This is a genomic window from Bacillus sp. LL01, assembly GCF_001037965.1.
Map to the genome: position 1 here is coordinate 345,150 of NZ_LFEL01000004.1, position 15,615 is coordinate 360,764.

Genomic DNA, 15,615 nt, shown 5'->3' on the forward strand with positions numbered 1-15,615 from the left:
TTTATATCTTCTGTTCTTCAGGCATTTTAATTTCGCCTTCTTCCGATTTTGCTACAATGAATGCACAAGTTGCGTCACCTGTAATGTTGACAGCAGTTCTCGTCATATCAAGCAATCGGTCAATACCCAGAATCAAGGCAATACCTTCTACTGGAAGGCCAACCTGACCGAGAACCATGGCAAGGAGAATGAATCCTACGCCTGGAACACCAGCGGTCCCGATACTTGCAACAACCGCCAACCCTACAACCGTAAGTAACTGAGCCAACGATAAATCAATGCCGTACACCTGTGCGATAAAGACAGTGGCAACACCTTGCATTATGGCTGTACCATCCATATTAATCGTAGCACCCAGTGGCTGTACGAAACTACTGATCCGTTTAGGTACACCCAGGTTTTCCTGGGCTACGTCCATGGACATAGGAAGTGTCGCATTACTGCTGGATGTACTGAAAGCGACACTCATCGCCGGAATAAAACGTTTGAAAAATGTAAACGGGTTTATTTTCCCTAGTAGGAAAAGTGCTCCTCCGTAAGTGATGAAGAAATGGAGGAACAGTGCGATTAGTACTACTATAAAGTAAGCCCCCATCGCTTTGATTGCATCAATTCCTAGACCGCCAACTGCAGAAGCAATTAAACCAAATGCTCCATAAGGTGCCGTTTTGATGACGATATGAACCAGAAACATTACGATATCATTCGCCTGCTCAAGCAAGGTTTTGACCCTTCCCGCTTTTTCTCCTAATGCATTTATCGCAAATCCAAGTAAGACAGAAAATGAGATTATTTGCAACATTTCGCCTTCCGCCATTGCCTTGATAGGGTTGGTTGGAATGATATTCAATAACGTTTCCATAACTGGAGGAGCTTCTTCAGGTGTATCCTCCTCCGCCAATTCATCAACCAGCATGTTTTCAAAATCACCAGCAAGTCCCGGTTGAATAACAGAAGCAAGTGAAAGCCCGATAGTTATGGCAATACATGTTGTTATCAAGAAAAATAATATTGTTTTGAGGCCGATAGTTCCAAGCTTCTTAGTATCCCCAAGTCCCACCACGCCAAGCGTAATGGAGATGAGTACAATAGGGACGACAAGCATTGTAATTAGGTTTAAAAAGATTTTCCCAAGGGGTTGAAATAGGTATGTATCAAATGGTTCAAATAGAGATGGCGCATACATATTCAATGCAAGCCCAACTAGAATACCTAATATAAGGCCGATAATTATTTTCTTAGTTAATGTCATTTTCACATGAAATTCCTCCTTTTCGTAATATTAATATAATTTATTTTTTCGGAATTCTGCAATATATCCTACAATTCGACAAAAGGCGACTTTTTTCATTCTACGTGGTATTTTTATTTCTGTAAAGTGATTTATGATAGACCAACATCCTCACGTCTGTTATAATACACAATAAAAAGTTCAAAAGTCGGGTTGTTTTCCTTTCAAATTTTTGATATATTTAACAACAGCTTTCTACCTTTATTTACCCACTATTTTAACTTTTATAGCATTTACAAATAGAAAATTTTTCATGCAATTAACGGAGGGGTTTAGATGAAATTACTTTGGAGGGTTATTGTGGCAGTATTTACTCTTGTTGCAGCAAAAGTTGCCATTGATTCTTACCAAATCATTAAGGGGGCAGCAGGCGGGGAACATATAAGAATAGATCCATCGCTGTACTTTAATTTATCATATGTCATTTTCGGTTGTATTGGACTGATGTTTTTCTCGGACGTATATAAGAAGTTCTTGAATAAGAGAAATAACCAGCTAAAATTTTAATAGGAAAACGTCCAATTTATGGACAACTCCAACAAAAACCGGGACAATTGTCCCGGTTTTTTTATTATTAAAATATAACAAAAATCAAGCTACTTCTTTCCCCTTTGAAGCTTCGAGAATTTCAAACCACTGCTGTCTGGACAGCTTGATTTCCAAAGCATCCACCGCTGACTTTACCCGATCAGGTTTCCCTGAACCTACTATAGGAATTATTTTGGCAGGGTGCGTTAGTAACCAGGCATATAAAATCTGGTCAATTGAAGCAGCTCCTGTTTCTTCTTTTATTTTTTCCAGTGTGTTTCTGACGCGTATAGCTTTCTCGTCGGTGCTGGTAAAAATCCCCCCTCCGCCAAGCGGAGACCATGCCATGGGAGAAATTCGATCGCTTAGGCATTGTTCAATCGTTCCATTCTCAAAGTGCTCCAAATGTGTTGCGGCAATCTCGATTTGATTAGTCACTAATGGATCTTCCAAATAAGAGTTGAGCATTTTGTATTGAGATGGCAGAAAATTAGATACACCAAATCGCTTCACTTTCCCCTCCCTTTTCAAGCGGGAAAATGCTTCTGCCACTTCACTTGGATCCATCATGGGATCTGGTCTATGTATCAATAATACATCTATGTACTCTGTCTGGAAGTTCCTTAAAGATTGTTCCACTGATTGGATGATATGCTCCCTGCTGGTATCATAATATTTAATTCCATGCTCAGGTCTATTCGACGAAATCAACTTGATTCCACATTTTGTTACCAGCTCTAACTGGTCTCTTAAGGAAGGCTTCAGCGCAAGTGCGTCGCCAAACTGTTCTTCCACTGTGTAATCCCCGTAAATATCAGCATGGTCAAAAGATGTAATGCCCATATACAAACAGCTTTCAATGAAATTCAATGTCTCTTCCTTGCTGTATCCCCAATCATTCAATCTCCACATCCCGTGAACGATTCTCGAAAGTGACACATCTTTACCTATCTGAATTCTCTCCATCATAACACTCCTATCCATTCAATATTTAGAAATTATACCTCTTCTGCGCCCTAATAGCCAAAAATACTGCTTCCTTCTTAGTTTAATCCAATAAAAGATATACTTCTTTTTCATTTTTCATTAAAATAGATAGTAAATATAATTGTTTGAAGAAAGGATTCGTCGACAATGACAGCACATACATTGATAGGAAATAAATTGATAGATTCACAGCATGAAGTTGCAGCAAACATTTTATCTGAAATCCAGAATACTTATCCAGACGTAGCAGAATATCGGGACATAGAAACAGAAGAAAAGATTAAGGAAATCTTTCGTAACCTCCTTCAGTTTCTGGGAGAATACGTTCTCGATACTGAAAAATGCATCCTAGATCGAGCGAAAGATTGGGGAGAATCAATAGGCTACATGTCCGTCAAAGCTGGCGGCTCTTTAGAGAACACCCTTTCAAATATGACCTTATATAAAAGATGTCTATGGTCATTCATCGAACGTGAAGCATTAGCAGAAGGATATCACATGAAACAGATTACGGAGATTTTCATTCTAATCGATGAATTATTCAATATAATCGTTTATGGATTCAGCCAAGCATTTTCTTTTGCAACGGAACAGAAATTGCTTGAATCCAGAGCTTCCCTGATCCGCCTTTCCATTCCTATTGTACCGCTACTGCAAGGTATGGCAGTCCTGCCACTTGTTGGGGAGATTGACGAGGTGCGTGCAGGGATCCTTATAGAAGAAACATTGGAAAAGAGCAAAAACCTATCCATTTCTAAACTGATCATCGATTTCTCCGGTGTCTACCGGCTTGACGAAACGGTCCTTCACACGATGGAACTCCTCCTTCGCGCATTAAAACTGATCGGCATCACACCAATCATTACAGGACTACGTCCGGAACTAAGCATACAATTCATCAACTCAGGTCTTGTACTCCGTGACATTCACATCGGCGGATCCATCGAACAAGTATTGCAAGAACAATAAAAAATTCCTGCCGGGGTCAGACCCCGGCAGGAATTTTTCACTTCATGTCGAAACCCCCGCAATCCATAAATTTCTCTAGAAATCCTTCCAATTAAATGTCTTGCCATTTGTGTATGTTTCATTTATGATAATACTATCATTCACGAATAACACTATATATTGTATAAAAATCACATTCAAACATCTATATACAGTAAAAATGTCCATAATGCGGTAAAGGTGTCTTTTAGTAGACTTAATAGGGAATCCGGTGAAATTCCGGAACTGTTCCCGCAACTGTAAGTGCAGACGTTCTTGATAATCCACTGTCTAAGCAGGCTTAACGGCTCTTATATGGGAAGGATCAAGATAGGAAGAAGCACGAGTCAGGAGACCTGCCTTTAGCGATTATAGTTTCACTTTCTTCGGGAGTTGAGAAGATGAAACGATCCATAGAACCTGGTAGAAGGCAGATATATCCGATTTCAACATCCAGTTGACAGGATGCCGCCCCCTTCTCCTTTTTACCATTCTATGATCGTTTGATCCACTCAGCTACCTGAGTGGATTTTTTTTCGGCATTTTCGCCTTGCCCATAACAAAATTTTCAACGAAACTTGCCCAATCTTTCAAACGAAATGGAGTGGAAAAATATGACCATACATACTGAAATACATTACAAAGAAAAACGGCCATCCTTGCAGAACTTTCAAGCATTGCTAGACTCGACATTACTACAGTTCCCATCCCTTGATGCGGATGCGTTTTTACAAAAAGCGGAGAAGCTTATCGACAAGCTCCTGCCACTTAATCAAGTACAGGAGCTTTACAATCAATTAATCTTGGATGCGCTCAATCATCTGACGGAAAATGAGCCGGATTGGACTTACGTAGCCTCCAGACTCCTTGCTCATAAACTTCAACAGGATGTCTGCCACATCAGGAAAACTGTCAACCCATATACCAACCTGTATCAATTAATAGAAGCATTGACCGAACAAGGAATCTATCATTCCCAGCTTCTAGAGTCTTACAGTTTAAATGAGATACAGCAATTGGAGTCTGTCCTTCAACCCAAACGAGATCATCTTTTCACCTATATCGGACTAAAGACTCTCTCAGATCGGTATTTAACACGTGATCATAGCAAGCAGCTTTGGGAGCTTCCACAAGAACGGTTCATGATCATCGCCATGACACTGATGAGAAAGGAACAGACTAACAGACTACAGTATGTGAAAGAGGCATACTGGGCATTGAGCAATTTATATATGACCGTTGCCACCCCCACCTTTGCCAATGCAGGTAAAACATATGGTCAGCTTTCCAGCTGTTTCATTGATACGGTGGATGATAGTTTACAAGGAATATATGACAGCAATACGGATATCGCAAACCTTTCCAAGTCCGGCGGAGGAATTGGAGTGTACCTTGGTAAAATCCGAAGCCGTGGCAGTGATATCCGTGGCTTTAAAGGAGTATCTAGTGGCGTCATTCCATGGATGAAACAGTTGAACAATACCGCAGTCAGTGTGGACCAACTCGGCCAGCGGAAAGGAGCCATATCGGTCTATCTTGATGTATGGCATAAGGACATCTTTTCATTCCTCGACAGCAAACTGAATAATGGCGATGAACGCATGCGCACACATGACCTATTTAACGGAGTATGTATACCCGACATTTTTATGGAGCAGGTAGAGAAAAGGGGCGACTGGTATCTATTCGATCCCCATGAAGTCAGAAGTACGATGGGATATTCCCTGGAGGATTCCTTTGATGAGGTAAAAGGTGCCGGCAGTTTCCGGATAAGATATGCGGAGTGCGTGAACCACCCTGATCTTGCAAAAGAAAAAGTGGCTGCCATCGATATCATGAAAGCAATCATGAGGGGGCAACTTGAAACAGGAAGTCCATTCATATTTTACCGTGATGAAGTAAATCGAATGAATCCCAATCATCATAAAGGCATGATCTATTGTACAAATCTATGTACGGAAATTACCCAGAACCAAAGTGCCACGGTAACCAATACTCAGTTTGTGAAAGACGGAAGTATCATCACCGTTAAAACGCCAGGTGATTTCGTTGTTTGCAACCTCTCTTCCATTAACCTTGCACGTGCAGTCAAAGCGGATGTGCTAGAGCGCCTTGTTCCTATTCAGGTGCGCATGCTTGATAATGTAATTGATTTAAATGACATCCCTGTTCTTCAGGCTAAAATGACCAATGAGAAATACCGGGCTGTCGGATTGGGTACCTTTGGCTGGCATCATCTATTGGCACTAGAAGGCATTAAATGGGAATCGGAAAAAGCCGTAAAGTATGCGAATGAGCTCTACGAAAAAATTGCTTTTTACACGATTCAAGCAAGTGCGCTTCTTGGAAAAGAAAAAGGTGCGTATCCTGCATTTGAAGGATCCGATTGGCAAACAGGAAGATATTTTTCAAAAAGAAACTACGATTCACAAGCCGGATTGGATTGGGAAGTGCTTCAAAAGAAAGTTGCAACTACCGGTATCCGTAACGGCTACCTGATGGCGGTTGCACCGAATGCGACAACATCAATCATTGCCGGGAGCACAGCAAGTATCGATCCTATTTTCCTGAAGGTATATTCAGAAGAGAAAAAAGATTACAAGATACCAGTTACTGCACCTGACTTAAATGCGGAGACTAACTGGTTCTATAAATCAGCCTACCATATCGACCAGCATTGGAGCATCGCCCAGAATGCGGCAAGGCAAAAGCATATTGACCAGGCAATCTCCTTCAACCTGTATGTTACAAACGCAATTAAAGCCAAGGCCTTACTGGATCTACATTTGGACGCATGGAAACAGGGGCTGAAAACCACCTACTATGTTCGGTCAACATCAACGGATATAGAAGAATGCGATTCGTGTGCAAGCTGATAGAGGAGGAAGAAACATGAGCAATAACCTGAAGACCCGCTCCATCATGGACGGAAAAGCACCTAATAGATCAACCAGAATCATCAATGGGGAAAGTTCCAATGTGCTGAACTGGGATGACGTTGCATTTTCATGGGCGTATCCCAAATACAAGAAAATGCTCGCCAATTTCTGGTCCCCCTTTGAAATAAATATGTCCCAGGATATTAAGCAATTCCCGGACCTATCACCGAAGGAACAGGATGCATTCCTGAAGATCATCGGCCTGCTTGCACTGTTGGACAGTATTCAGACCGACTATGCAGGAAAAGTGGCAGATTATTTGACAGACTCAAGCCTGAACGCATTGATGATTATGCTTGCCCAACAGGAGGTGGTACATAACCACTCCTATTCATATGTCCTATCGAGTCTCGTAACCCGCACGAAACAGGAGGAGGTTTTCGAATACTGGCGTACCGAACCTACCTTGAGGAAGCGGAATGATTTCATTACAGATGGCTATAAAGCATTTGCAGAGGATCCTACAGTCGAAAATTTGTTGCGTTCTATTGTCTATGATGTGATATTGGAAGGTTTATTCTTTTATTCAGGATTCGCTTTCTTTTATCACCTTGCCAGAAACCAGAAAATGGTTGCTTCTAGTACGATGATCAATTACATCAATAGGGATGAGCAGATTCATGTAGATCTGTTCGTTAAGATTTTTCAAGAGGTACTCAGGGAATATCCTGAACAAGATTCAAATGAACTTACTCTTTTTGTGGAAGAAACGTTTAAGCAAGCAGCAGAACTGGAGATAGATTGGGCGCGACAAATAATCGGTAATCATTTTACCGGTATTGAGCTGGAGGATGTGGAAGCCTACATCAAATTTTACGCCAATGTCCGCTCCAACCAACTCGGCTTTAGCCGTCCTTTTGAAGGGTACCGAACTAATCCATTAAAATGGATCAAGGCCTATGAGGAAGTGGACCTTGGCAAGTCGGACTTCTTTGAGCAAAAATCGAGGCAATACACGAAAGTCAATGTCGTGGATAACGGTTTTGATGATTTGTAATACGTCTTCTCGCCGTGGGCCAACCCAGTCCACGGCCTATTTACTTTTTGGCTCTGTTAAACATCGCTGTTGCTTTCCGCAAAAGGCTGCGCTTTCCGCGGGGCGACCTTGAGCCTCCTCAGGCTTTGCCCTGCTGGGTCTCAAGATTGTCGCTACTCCCCCGCTGGAGTCTCCACCTTTTGCTCCAATCAACAGCTAGAAACTAGCTCATTATCAATAGTTAACTTTATCAGAGCCTACTTTTTAAACGGTGATCAGATTCAAAATTCACCAAATGGGATAGACGAAAAACGAAAAACCTAGATACAAAACCCCCATGAACAGATAACCCAAAAAGCTTTGTTTCTCCCAAAAAAATCTTTCCATCCCCCTGAGCATAAAAGCTCCTGCAAAAAGCCAAAACATCCATCCTACATGGGTAGGGCTATCAAGGTACGCTCCCATTCCCCCTAGAATGAGGCCTCCGAGAACCAGCAGCAGCTGCAGGATAACAATAGGTTTTTTTCTTGTTTTTATATCTTTGAACACAGAATACTCCCCCTTTGTCCTCCTTTCATAATAACAGAATTTTTTGTTAAAAGAAAAATCCTTATTTAAGTCTGTTTTCGTAAACTTTGTTGCTTTTTCGTATTTATCAACTAACCGTTATATTCCTTGCTGTCGTGCTCTTTTCCTGGCCGTCTCAATTAGATTTGATGCTAATTTTAGAGAAGATAAGCTGTAAAAAGTCCAATAGCCGACTTTTTACAAGTGAATAGCAACAATCTTTTGGAAAAGAGCCTATTAAAATAACCCCAGATATTGCAGACTCAGAACTACAATTCCCAATACCCACACATACACCGCAAACGTGCGTAGAGAATGCTTCTTCAAATAATTAATCATCCATTTTACCGCAATGTACCCGAAGAAACAGGAAGCAAGAATTCCGATCAGCAACGAAGTCAGCGATATATCCTCCCTGCCCACCTGTGAGACCTCAACAGTTTGCAGAAACACCGCACCTGCAATTGCAGGCGTTGATAACAGGAATGAAAAATAAGCGGCCGTTTCCCTATCCAGCTTTCGGAACAAACCTGCTACAATGGTCAGTCCTGAGCGGGAAATGGCAGGAAAGATGGCGGCAGCTTGAAAAGAACCAATAAAAAAGGCATCTTTCCACGTGATATCCTCCATTTTTTTTGCACCTTTTTTGATGGAATCGGCGAACCACAGAAAGGCGCCCGTAATTAGGAATTCCCACCCAATTGTAACGCCTGTTTGGGAAATCTCTTCAAAATAATCTTTGAAAGCAAGTCCTATAACTACTGCAGGAATGGTTCCAATTACCAACAGTAAGGAAAGCTTATGGAAAGGATTTCTAATTATCTTGATAAATTCCTCCCGGTAAAAATAGAGGACTGCAATCAATGTCCCGAAATGCAGCATTGTATCAAGTAACAATCCCGCTTCTTGCAGACCGAACAAATTTCGTCCCAAATACAAATGACCCGTACTTGAAATTGGAAGAAATTCCGTTAGTCCTTGAATAATTCCTAATATGAATGCCTCGATTTTGGACATGATCTTCCCCTCCTATTCCGTCCGTTTCCTATCAAATACAAAATAAGTGATGGCTCCCAAAATGATCAAAATCATCAAAGGAATAATGAGCGGTTGGGCAGCATGCTTTATTTCACGCCAGTTTTCACCCAATTGAAAACCTATGTAAAGGAAAAGTACCGTCCAAGGTAGGACCGCGGCAACGGTGTAAAGCAAAAAGGGCAAAAACTTCATCTTTGCAATGCCGGCCGGTATGGAAATGGCATGTCTGACTACAGGAATAAAACGGGCTGTAAATATTACAATCGGTCCATAGTTCTGGAACCATTTTTCCGAAAGATCCAAATGCTTTGGCTGAATTAATATGTACTTCCCATACTTTTCAAGAAAAGGTCTTCCTCCAATGCTTCCTGCCCAATACAAAAAAAGTTGCGCAAGTGTTCCCCCTGCCACACCCGCCAAAAGGGCTCCTGTAAAACCGATCTCCCCGATTGAAATCAAATACCCGCCATATCCCAAAACAATTTCGCTGGGGATGACTTCCACCATTAAGCCCAGGGCTATTCCCCAAACTCCCATTGTTGTAAAAAATTCAAAAATAGATAAAAAAAAGTGCTCCATATCCTCGCCTCATTTGTAAGAGAGTTGTCCCTAACAATGTATGAAGGCAAGTCCATGAAAAGCACTAAAAAGCGAATGTAGTTATTTTTAAATGTTGGGATGAGTGTGAACTGTTCATGAATGGTATAGAAAAACCTAAGTCATACTAGTATCAAAAGGATATTTGATGATGAGGGAGTTCTGTATGTTTATTGCACTAACAATAACGATAATTTTGTCCGTTTTCCTGATGCTTTCACTACGTTACCTAAAATTCGAGATCCTCGAACTGACTTTGTTATTCCTATTTTCATCCTACATCTGTCAAAATACATTCTATAAATTGTTTTCCCCTTATGACCGAATTAGCATTGCCGATAGTGGGTGGGCAAAACTCACAGTAAAATTACATTTTGGCATTACCCTCCCCGTTCTACTGATTATTGTATTGTATATTCTAAAGTGCACAAGTTTCAGCTATTATGTAGCAAGCGGTATTGGATGGATAGTGATTGTTATTGTAAGTGAAAAAGCTTTACTATTATCAGGGATATTGGAAACCCAAAATGAAAAGTGGGTTCCACTCATTGATATAGCAGCATCTATCTTTATACTTCTACTAACCAATTTTGTATGGAAGACTATTCATATACTATTGAAAAAAGAACAGGTAATCACATGAATAATCAATTTAAAGCTATACTCACTCCCATATCACCAAAAAACTTTGATGAAAATGAAGTATTCACTATTCTTATTTCCATTTTGGTAATTGCGGTCCTCTGGTATTTACATACACACTGCAGAACACTTACCAACACCGAAATGGTCAGTGTGTATCTATTTAATCTCTTTTTGACCACTACCTTGGAATCATTGTTAGCTGAGCACCCTTTAGATTTTTACGATACGATGGACTACGCACATGCCGAAATCTTTGATGTTATTTTACAGACTTTTCCTTATCCTGCTACTATTGTTATTGCCATTCATTTTTATGCAAAATTCAGACCTTCTACAATCGCATATGTAATTGGTTGGGCTCTCATTCTGATATTTTTGGAATGGATCTCGCTTTTTTTCAACCTTTTTCAATATAGGGAGTGGACACTCATTTACTCATTCATGTTTTACGCATTTATAATGGCTTTGAATACATTCTTTTTCAACAAAATCAGAAAGCACCTTCAAAAAAAAAGCTAAGCCTATAAAATAAAAAAGATCAGAAAAGGGTTTCTCAAAAACATGTCGAATAATACCTATTGGAGGTGTTGATACATGAAGAAACCCATTCTTCTATCCCTATTCCTCCTTTTTCTAACAGCCTGTGGTATGCCAACACACATACCAGATCGGTATTCTTACATCGAGGTTGTCGACCAGAAAGAAGATGCAACACTGTCTGAAATTGAAGATATCGATTTTATCCTGAAGGACAGTGAAGTCGTTATTGGATTGGATGAGGCAACCGAGAATTACCCCAAGTACAATATTGAACAAACTCCTGCTTATATAGTGTTTGAATATACAGGGTATCTTACCGACGACATGATCCTATTCACCTATGACAAGGAAGAGGCTGTATCGTTATTGAAGGACAAAATTCAAGACGAAAAAGAAAAAGCGGAATAAACAAAGAAGGTCGAACCGAAGACACGCTTGTCAAAATCGTTCCCGGTTCGACTTTATTAATTCTGATGTTTGTAAACGCTTACTATAAGGTATAATACACACTTCTTTCACATAACATTAAAAAAATTTGAACATTGGAGGGCATATATGGGGGAACTATGTCTGCAATCTTCTTGCGTCGGGTATGATTTAGTCCTGATTACTTTGGGCTGCTTATTTATTTTATATATCGGTTATCGTTTCCTTGGTCACGAAGACTAAAGCTCCTCATGATTTCACCTCATTTGCTCCATACTAATGAAGAGGTGATAAAAATGAGGAAAATCTTCTTATTTCTACTGCTCATCTGGGGTGCAATTACCATCAGTGTATCGGCACAGCCCCTTCAAATAGAAGTCTTTGACGTAACACAGAGCAAGGTGATAAAGTCGATTCCATTGGAAGAAAAAAATCGGGTAGAGGCGTTAAAGCTTGTAAAAAGTGCGAATACCCTTTATCCCAAATTAAACCCAACACCTAAGACGGGTTTTATGGTCAAGGTCCCTTTTGAACCTGCTGAAAAAGTCGACACCAATGTATTGAAGCAATCGGTCAAACAAGTAATTTTCATTTTCCCTGAAGGAGAAAAGCCTTATCTGCTTATTTTCAATGAAAAAGAACATCCCATGTTCTATTATTTCAGTGAAGATTTCAGACCGTTTGTTGACATGCTAAGCTTGGAATAACTAAAAAAAGGAATAATGGGTACACTATCTTCAACTTTAACCTTCAGGGAGGGGTTTTATTTGAAAAATGTACTCATTATTCTTTTTATTGGAATTCTTATTTCGGTCGTTCCTATTGGTTGCGGTAGTGCAATTGAGGGAGTGCCGGGCAAAGCGGAAGAACCACCTCCCTTACTGCCATCATCAGGGGACTATACCTTCCAACGATACATTGAAGAAAAAGAGCATACAGAGTATAGAGTGTTGTACAGCAAGGTACCAGACAGTAATATTATCCAGGTGAAAACTGTTGTGGATATGGATTCTGCCAATACTTCAACAGATGTTTTTGAAACAATCAATTTCTATGAAGAAACAAAAAAAGGCATCTATGGCTATATCGTATTATCAGAAGACTTTCCATTGGATTGGGATGCAAATGATATAAAAAAATTTCCTAAAACTAAGATTATCGCATACCCATTAGAGGCCAGTAACAAGTGGACAGAGACGATGGAGGAGTTCGAACTCGAAATAACATATCACATTCGAGCAATAGATTCTGAAGTTGAAACCCCTGCCGATACTTTCAAGAATTGCATCATTATTGATTTTGAAGAAAAGGATCAGAATGGAAATACATTACGAAAAGGAAGTTCGGTATTTGCACCACAGGTGGGCTGGATTCGGCATGAAATAAAAGAGGAAGTATTAAAGGATGTTCATAAGTTAATAAAGATTAATGAGGAATAATTACACGTTTTACCTTGAAATTCCTCTTTCATTGGAACCTTTTCGTCTTTTTGATCGTCTTATTACTGGATTCCTTCGTTCTACGAAGATTTTACATAACTGTAATGAAGAGACAAACAAATTTATTGTATAATTACACACATACCATCACTTGTTAATGGGTATATAGATACCGAGCAAGAAATTATGCTATACTTCTATAGTTAAGGAGGAGGATGTACCATTGAGTTTGAGCAAAATTATTTTCGTAATTAGTATTATGGCCAGTTTCCTTATGCTTGTTGCATCGGTTATTGCATTTGTTATCCACGATATCGGGTATTTTTGGATGATGTTCGCTCTTATGGTTGTCAGTATCCTTCAAAATATATCAGTATATAAACACATCTCCACAAGAGATCAACCTTTAAAAAGTTAGACCGCTTCCTGTACATATACCTCAAGCGGTCTTATTAGTGATACGCATTCTTATATCTTTCTTTCATATGGTCCTCTTACAACCTCTAAACACTTAGTCCCTTCAAATAGTATAAAAAAAACAAAAGCCAGCAAAATGCTAGCTTTTCATCTCTGTTCGTATGTAGTTTCCCTCTTTATCATATAAGTGGAATTTTTTCACGAGTTTTACGTCTGACTCCAGCACTTCTGGTACTGAAATATGAAAAAAGAACTGATTTGCAACGACATCACTTGAAATTTGATAGATTACTTCTTCTTTCTTTTCTACCTCAAGTATTACTTTTTGAACTTCTTCTGTTTGAGGCACCAATCCATGGAGATATATAAGTTCTTCTGTTTCCACACTAACCTTTTTCTCTTCGAAACAGAAACTTTTCTCTCCATTCATAGAATAGAAATTCGGCTCTTCTACCCCTGTAACGGTATAACCCTCATCGTTCTGTTGATAGCTGCCTAGAACCGTTTTTAAGACTGCATTTTTCTCTGAATATATCAGAAATGATTGATGATTTTCGTCTACAAACATCAACTCCATTTCTTGCAAATTGTTCGATGCACTTGTAATGGCTCCCTTTAAAGTACGATATATGTAGATTGGATTAGTGTTGATTTTTGATACATTTTCCATTTTACTAAAGTGTGTGTAGTATTTTTGAGGAGGGATAGCTATTTTCACTCGATCGCCATGGCTGACAATGTCGGTTTCAATTGTCTTCACGGATGTTTGCAAGTTTTCCACTATGAAAAGGATATAGGTTCCTTTGTTCGTATCCAGAATTTCCGAATAGTATGTATGATCGAGCAGTATATTTTCAAACTTCAAGTTACCGTACAATCCTTGCTGAAAGATGACCGCACCCAATTTATTTTGATTATATTCAAATGTGGCAACGACCTTGTTGGTATCTTCTATTTTGATTGCTTCTAATAATAACGGTTTTTCCTGCACTGGACCAAACTGTTCATGGATGAAGGTTGTAATCTCACTCTCGGAATACTCCAAAGTGTAATTGGTATATTCATATATAGAATAACCTCCAAGCACTATAAGACTGGATATTGACATGATAATAAGCAATTTTCTCAATACCCTTCCCTCCTTCCATTATTACGCCTATAGGAAATACAAACCACATATAGTTCTATAGCCCCACCTTTAATCTTAAGGCATATTGCTAATAGAGGCTATTGGGAAAATGACTTGGTTTTTTCCTTTTTAATTTGCCTTTTCAGTTGACCATTTTCCTGTCACATTAACTTACTGGATTATCTCGTGTTTTTTGGACAAAGTAAGTAAGATTGAAAGTTAAGGAGGTAAATTGATGAAAAAACTTTTGTGTTGGACCCTTATTACCGTTCTTCTCTGTTCTGGAAGCATTATCGCTGCCCCAACTGTGCTCGCTTCACACGATCAGCACCATTCACACCATAAAGAGTGGAGTAAAGAAGATAAAGATAAGTTCAAACAATTGGAAAAAGACGGCTATAAAAAACACGATATTTTCCACGCCATGCATTTGGCAAAGCTTGCAAACAAAGACGTAGAGGAAATCTTAAAGTACTACAAACAATCTCAATCTTGGGAAGCTACAGCGGAACATTTTAACGTTGAAGCGGATTTGCTCAAGAAACATCATCACCGCCATTCGAAAAGGTATAATGAATATCTCGAACAGAACAAGGATAAAATTGTGCCATATCTCTCTACTTACTTAAACAAAGACCAAGCTGATCTGGAAAAGTACCTTAATGAAGGAACCAAAATGCACACTTTGGTGAAAGCATCTATATTATCTAAATTGGCCGATGTAGATATTGCTGATATTCTTGCAAAGAAAGAGAACGGTCAATCCTTTAAGGAAATTGCAGAAGAATTAAATGTTGATAAAGAGGAAATCTTTACCGAAATCAAAAAGTTGAAAGAGACAATAAAACCCCAATGAGGAAGCGTGCCCCGCTTCCTCTTGTGTGTAAAAAAGCAATACTTCAAATTGAAAATGCAGAAACCGAGTTGATCGATGTGGAAGGCGCGCAGACTCCTACGGGAGGAAGGGACAAGGGAGACCCCGCAAGGCGAAGCTTGAGGAGGCTCCCGGACCGCCCGTGGAAAGCGAAGCGTCTGGAACGAAGATCAACGGTTCAATGTATTATAAGACTTTATGGTTATTTCAATAGTCTGAGTGAGGAGTTTTTCTT

The 15,615-nt window shown here is 39.6% G+C and carries 17 protein-coding genes and 1 riboswitch; of the genes, 11 read left to right on the forward strand and 6 right to left on the reverse strand.

Annotated features, from left to right (window positions below; genetic code table 11):
• Nucleotide 1: 1 nt before the first annotated feature.
• Complete coding sequence (locus tag AB685_RS14185; protein WP_047971411.1) at nucleotides 2–1,252, reverse strand: dicarboxylate/amino acid:cation symporter; 1,251 nt, start codon at nucleotides 1,250–1,252, stop codon at nucleotides 2–4.
• A 315-nt stretch (nucleotides 1,253–1,567) separates the two neighbouring features.
• Here AB685_RS14185 and AB685_RS14190 point away from each other — a divergent pair, with 315 nt between their 5' ends.
• Nucleotides 1,568–1,798 (forward strand): hypothetical protein, encoded by a 231-nt coding sequence (locus AB685_RS14190; protein WP_047971245.1) that lies wholly within the window; start codon nucleotides 1,568–1,570, stop codon nucleotides 1,796–1,798.
• 84 nt (nucleotides 1,799–1,882) lie between these two features.
• Here the strand turns inward: AB685_RS14190 and AB685_RS14195 are convergent, their stop codons facing one another.
• Nucleotides 1,883–2,785 carry an aldo/keto reductase gene (locus AB685_RS14195; RefSeq protein ID WP_047971246.1) on the reverse strand — a complete coding sequence of 301 codons (903 nt, stop codon included), beginning with the start codon at nucleotides 2,783–2,785 and terminating at the stop codon, nucleotides 1,883–1,885.
• A gap of 168 nt (nucleotides 2,786–2,953) precedes the next feature.
• On the opposite strand from AB685_RS14195, the gene AB685_RS14200 reads away from it, so the two are divergent.
• The 3 genes from AB685_RS14200 to AB685_RS14210 all read left to right on the forward strand — a co-directional run bounded on the left by AB685_RS14200 (nucleotide 2,954) and on the right by AB685_RS14210 (nucleotide 7,729).
• Nucleotides 2,954–3,775, forward strand: a complete 822-nt coding sequence (locus tag AB685_RS14200; RefSeq protein WP_047971247.1) for an STAS domain-containing protein — start codon at nucleotides 2,954–2,956, stop codon at nucleotides 3,773–3,775.
• 200 nt (nucleotides 3,776–3,975) lie between these two features.
• Nucleotides 3,976–4,172, forward strand: a riboswitch (cobalamin riboswitch).
• A gap of 235 nt (nucleotides 4,173–4,407) precedes the next feature.
• A complete protein-coding gene (locus AB685_RS14205) occupies nucleotides 4,408–6,669 on the forward strand; it encodes a ribonucleoside-diphosphate reductase subunit alpha (protein ID WP_047971248.1) in 2,262 nt (753 codons plus the stop codon).
• Between the two features lie 16 nt (nucleotides 6,670–6,685).
• Complete coding sequence (locus AB685_RS14210) at nucleotides 6,686–7,729, forward strand: ribonucleotide-diphosphate reductase subunit beta (RefSeq protein ID WP_047971249.1); 1,044 nt, start codon at nucleotides 6,686–6,688, stop codon at nucleotides 7,727–7,729.
• A gap of 267 nt (nucleotides 7,730–7,996) precedes the next feature.
• Here the strand turns inward: AB685_RS14210 and AB685_RS14215 are convergent, their stop codons facing one another.
• From AB685_RS14215 to AB685_RS14225, 3 genes are all read right to left on the reverse strand, one after another.
• Nucleotides 7,997–8,257 (reverse strand): hypothetical protein, encoded by a 261-nt coding sequence (locus AB685_RS14215; protein WP_047971250.1) that lies wholly within the window; start codon nucleotides 8,255–8,257, stop codon nucleotides 7,997–7,999.
• Nucleotides 8,258–8,512: 255 nt separating this feature from the next.
• Nucleotides 8,513–9,292, reverse strand: a complete 780-nt coding sequence (locus AB685_RS14220) for an undecaprenyl-diphosphate phosphatase (RefSeq protein WP_047971251.1) — start codon at nucleotides 9,290–9,292, stop codon at nucleotides 8,513–8,515.
• Nucleotides 9,293–9,304: 12 nt separating this feature from the next.
• Nucleotides 9,305–9,892, reverse strand: coding sequence for a DedA family protein (locus tag AB685_RS14225; protein ID WP_047971252.1), 588 nt, complete (start codon nucleotides 9,890–9,892; stop codon nucleotides 9,305–9,307).
• A gap of 184 nt (nucleotides 9,893–10,076) precedes the next feature.
• Here AB685_RS14225 and AB685_RS14230 point away from each other — a divergent pair, with 184 nt between their 5' ends.
• The 6 genes from AB685_RS14230 (at nucleotide 10,077) to AB685_RS14255 (ending at nucleotide 13,378) form a co-directional block, all read left to right on the forward strand.
• On the forward strand, nucleotides 10,077–10,553 hold the full coding sequence (locus AB685_RS14230; RefSeq protein WP_047971253.1) for a hypothetical protein: 477 nt from the start codon (nucleotides 10,077–10,079) through the stop codon (nucleotides 10,551–10,553).
• Entirely contained in the window at nucleotides 10,550–11,074 is a 525-nt protein-coding gene (locus tag AB685_RS14235) for a CBO0543 family protein (RefSeq protein WP_047971254.1), read from the forward strand. Before AB685_RS14230 ends, AB685_RS14235 begins: the two co-directional genes overlap by 4 nt.
• A gap of 75 nt (nucleotides 11,075–11,149) precedes the next feature.
• A complete protein-coding gene (locus tag AB685_RS14240; protein ID WP_047971255.1) occupies nucleotides 11,150–11,503 on the forward strand; it encodes a hypothetical protein in 354 nt (117 codons plus the stop codon).
• A gap of 314 nt (nucleotides 11,504–11,817) precedes the next feature.
• Nucleotides 11,818–12,228, forward strand: a complete 411-nt coding sequence (locus AB685_RS14245; RefSeq protein WP_047971256.1) for a hypothetical protein — start codon at nucleotides 11,818–11,820, stop codon at nucleotides 12,226–12,228.
• Nucleotides 12,229–12,288: 60 nt separating this feature from the next.
• Entirely contained in the window at nucleotides 12,289–12,960 is a 672-nt protein-coding gene (locus AB685_RS14250; RefSeq protein ID WP_047971257.1) for a hypothetical protein, read from the forward strand.
• 223 nt (nucleotides 12,961–13,183) lie between these two features.
• The gene (locus tag AB685_RS14255) at nucleotides 13,184–13,378 is read left to right on the forward strand and encodes a hypothetical protein (RefSeq protein WP_047971258.1); all 195 of its coding nucleotides are present in this window, start codon (nucleotides 13,184–13,186) and stop codon (nucleotides 13,376–13,378) included.
• 138 nt (nucleotides 13,379–13,516) lie between these two features.
• On the opposite strand, the gene AB685_RS14260 is transcribed toward AB685_RS14255, so the two are convergent.
• On the reverse strand, nucleotides 13,517–14,506 hold the full coding sequence (locus AB685_RS14260) for a hypothetical protein (RefSeq protein ID WP_047971259.1): 990 nt from the start codon (nucleotides 14,504–14,506) through the stop codon (nucleotides 13,517–13,519).
• 235 nt (nucleotides 14,507–14,741) lie between these two features.
• On the opposite strand from AB685_RS14260, the gene AB685_RS14265 reads away from it, so the two are divergent.
• On the forward strand, nucleotides 14,742–15,362 hold the full coding sequence (locus AB685_RS14265; protein WP_047971260.1) for a hypothetical protein: 621 nt from the start codon (nucleotides 14,742–14,744) through the stop codon (nucleotides 15,360–15,362).
• Nucleotides 15,363–15,615: the final 253 nt, after the last annotated feature.

What these genes read in the sequence shown, in the direction of transcription:
- AB685_RS14185 (WP_047971411.1), bottom strand. Translation starts at nt 1,252, where the DNA reads ATGACATTAACTAAGAAAATAATTATCGGCCTTATATTAGGTATTCTA.
- AB685_RS14190 (WP_047971245.1), top strand. Translation starts at nt 1,568, where the DNA reads ATGAAATTACTTTGGAGGGTTATTGTGGCAGTATTTACTCTTGTTGCA.
- AB685_RS14195 (WP_047971246.1), bottom strand. Translation starts at nt 2,785, where the DNA reads ATGGAGAGAATTCAGATAGGTAAAGATGTGTCACTTTCGAGAATCGTT.
- AB685_RS14200 (WP_047971247.1), top strand. Translation starts at nt 2,954, where the DNA reads ATGACAGCACATACATTGATAGGAAATAAATTGATAGATTCACAGCAT.
- AB685_RS14205 (WP_047971248.1), top strand. Translation starts at nt 4,408, where the DNA reads ATGACCATACATACTGAAATACATTACAAAGAAAAACGGCCATCCTTG.
- AB685_RS14210 (WP_047971249.1), top strand. Translation starts at nt 6,686, where the DNA reads ATGAGCAATAACCTGAAGACCCGCTCCATCATGGACGGAAAAGCACCT.
- AB685_RS14220 (WP_047971251.1), bottom strand. Translation starts at nt 9,292, where the DNA reads ATGTCCAAAATCGAGGCATTCATATTAGGAATTATTCAAGGACTAACG.
- AB685_RS14225 (WP_047971252.1), bottom strand. Translation starts at nt 9,892, where the DNA reads ATGGAGCACTTTTTTTTATCTATTTTTGAATTTTTTACAACAATGGGA.
- AB685_RS14230 (WP_047971253.1), top strand. Translation starts at nt 10,077, where the DNA reads ATGTTTATTGCACTAACAATAACGATAATTTTGTCCGTTTTCCTGATG.
- AB685_RS14235 (WP_047971254.1), top strand. Translation starts at nt 10,550, where the DNA reads ATGAATAATCAATTTAAAGCTATACTCACTCCCATATCACCAAAAAAC.
- AB685_RS14240 (WP_047971255.1), top strand. Translation starts at nt 11,150, where the DNA reads ATGAAGAAACCCATTCTTCTATCCCTATTCCTCCTTTTTCTAACAGCC.
- AB685_RS14245 (WP_047971256.1), top strand. Translation starts at nt 11,818, where the DNA reads ATGAGGAAAATCTTCTTATTTCTACTGCTCATCTGGGGTGCAATTACC.
- AB685_RS14265 (WP_047971260.1), top strand. Translation starts at nt 14,742, where the DNA reads ATGAAAAAACTTTTGTGTTGGACCCTTATTACCGTTCTTCTCTGTTCT.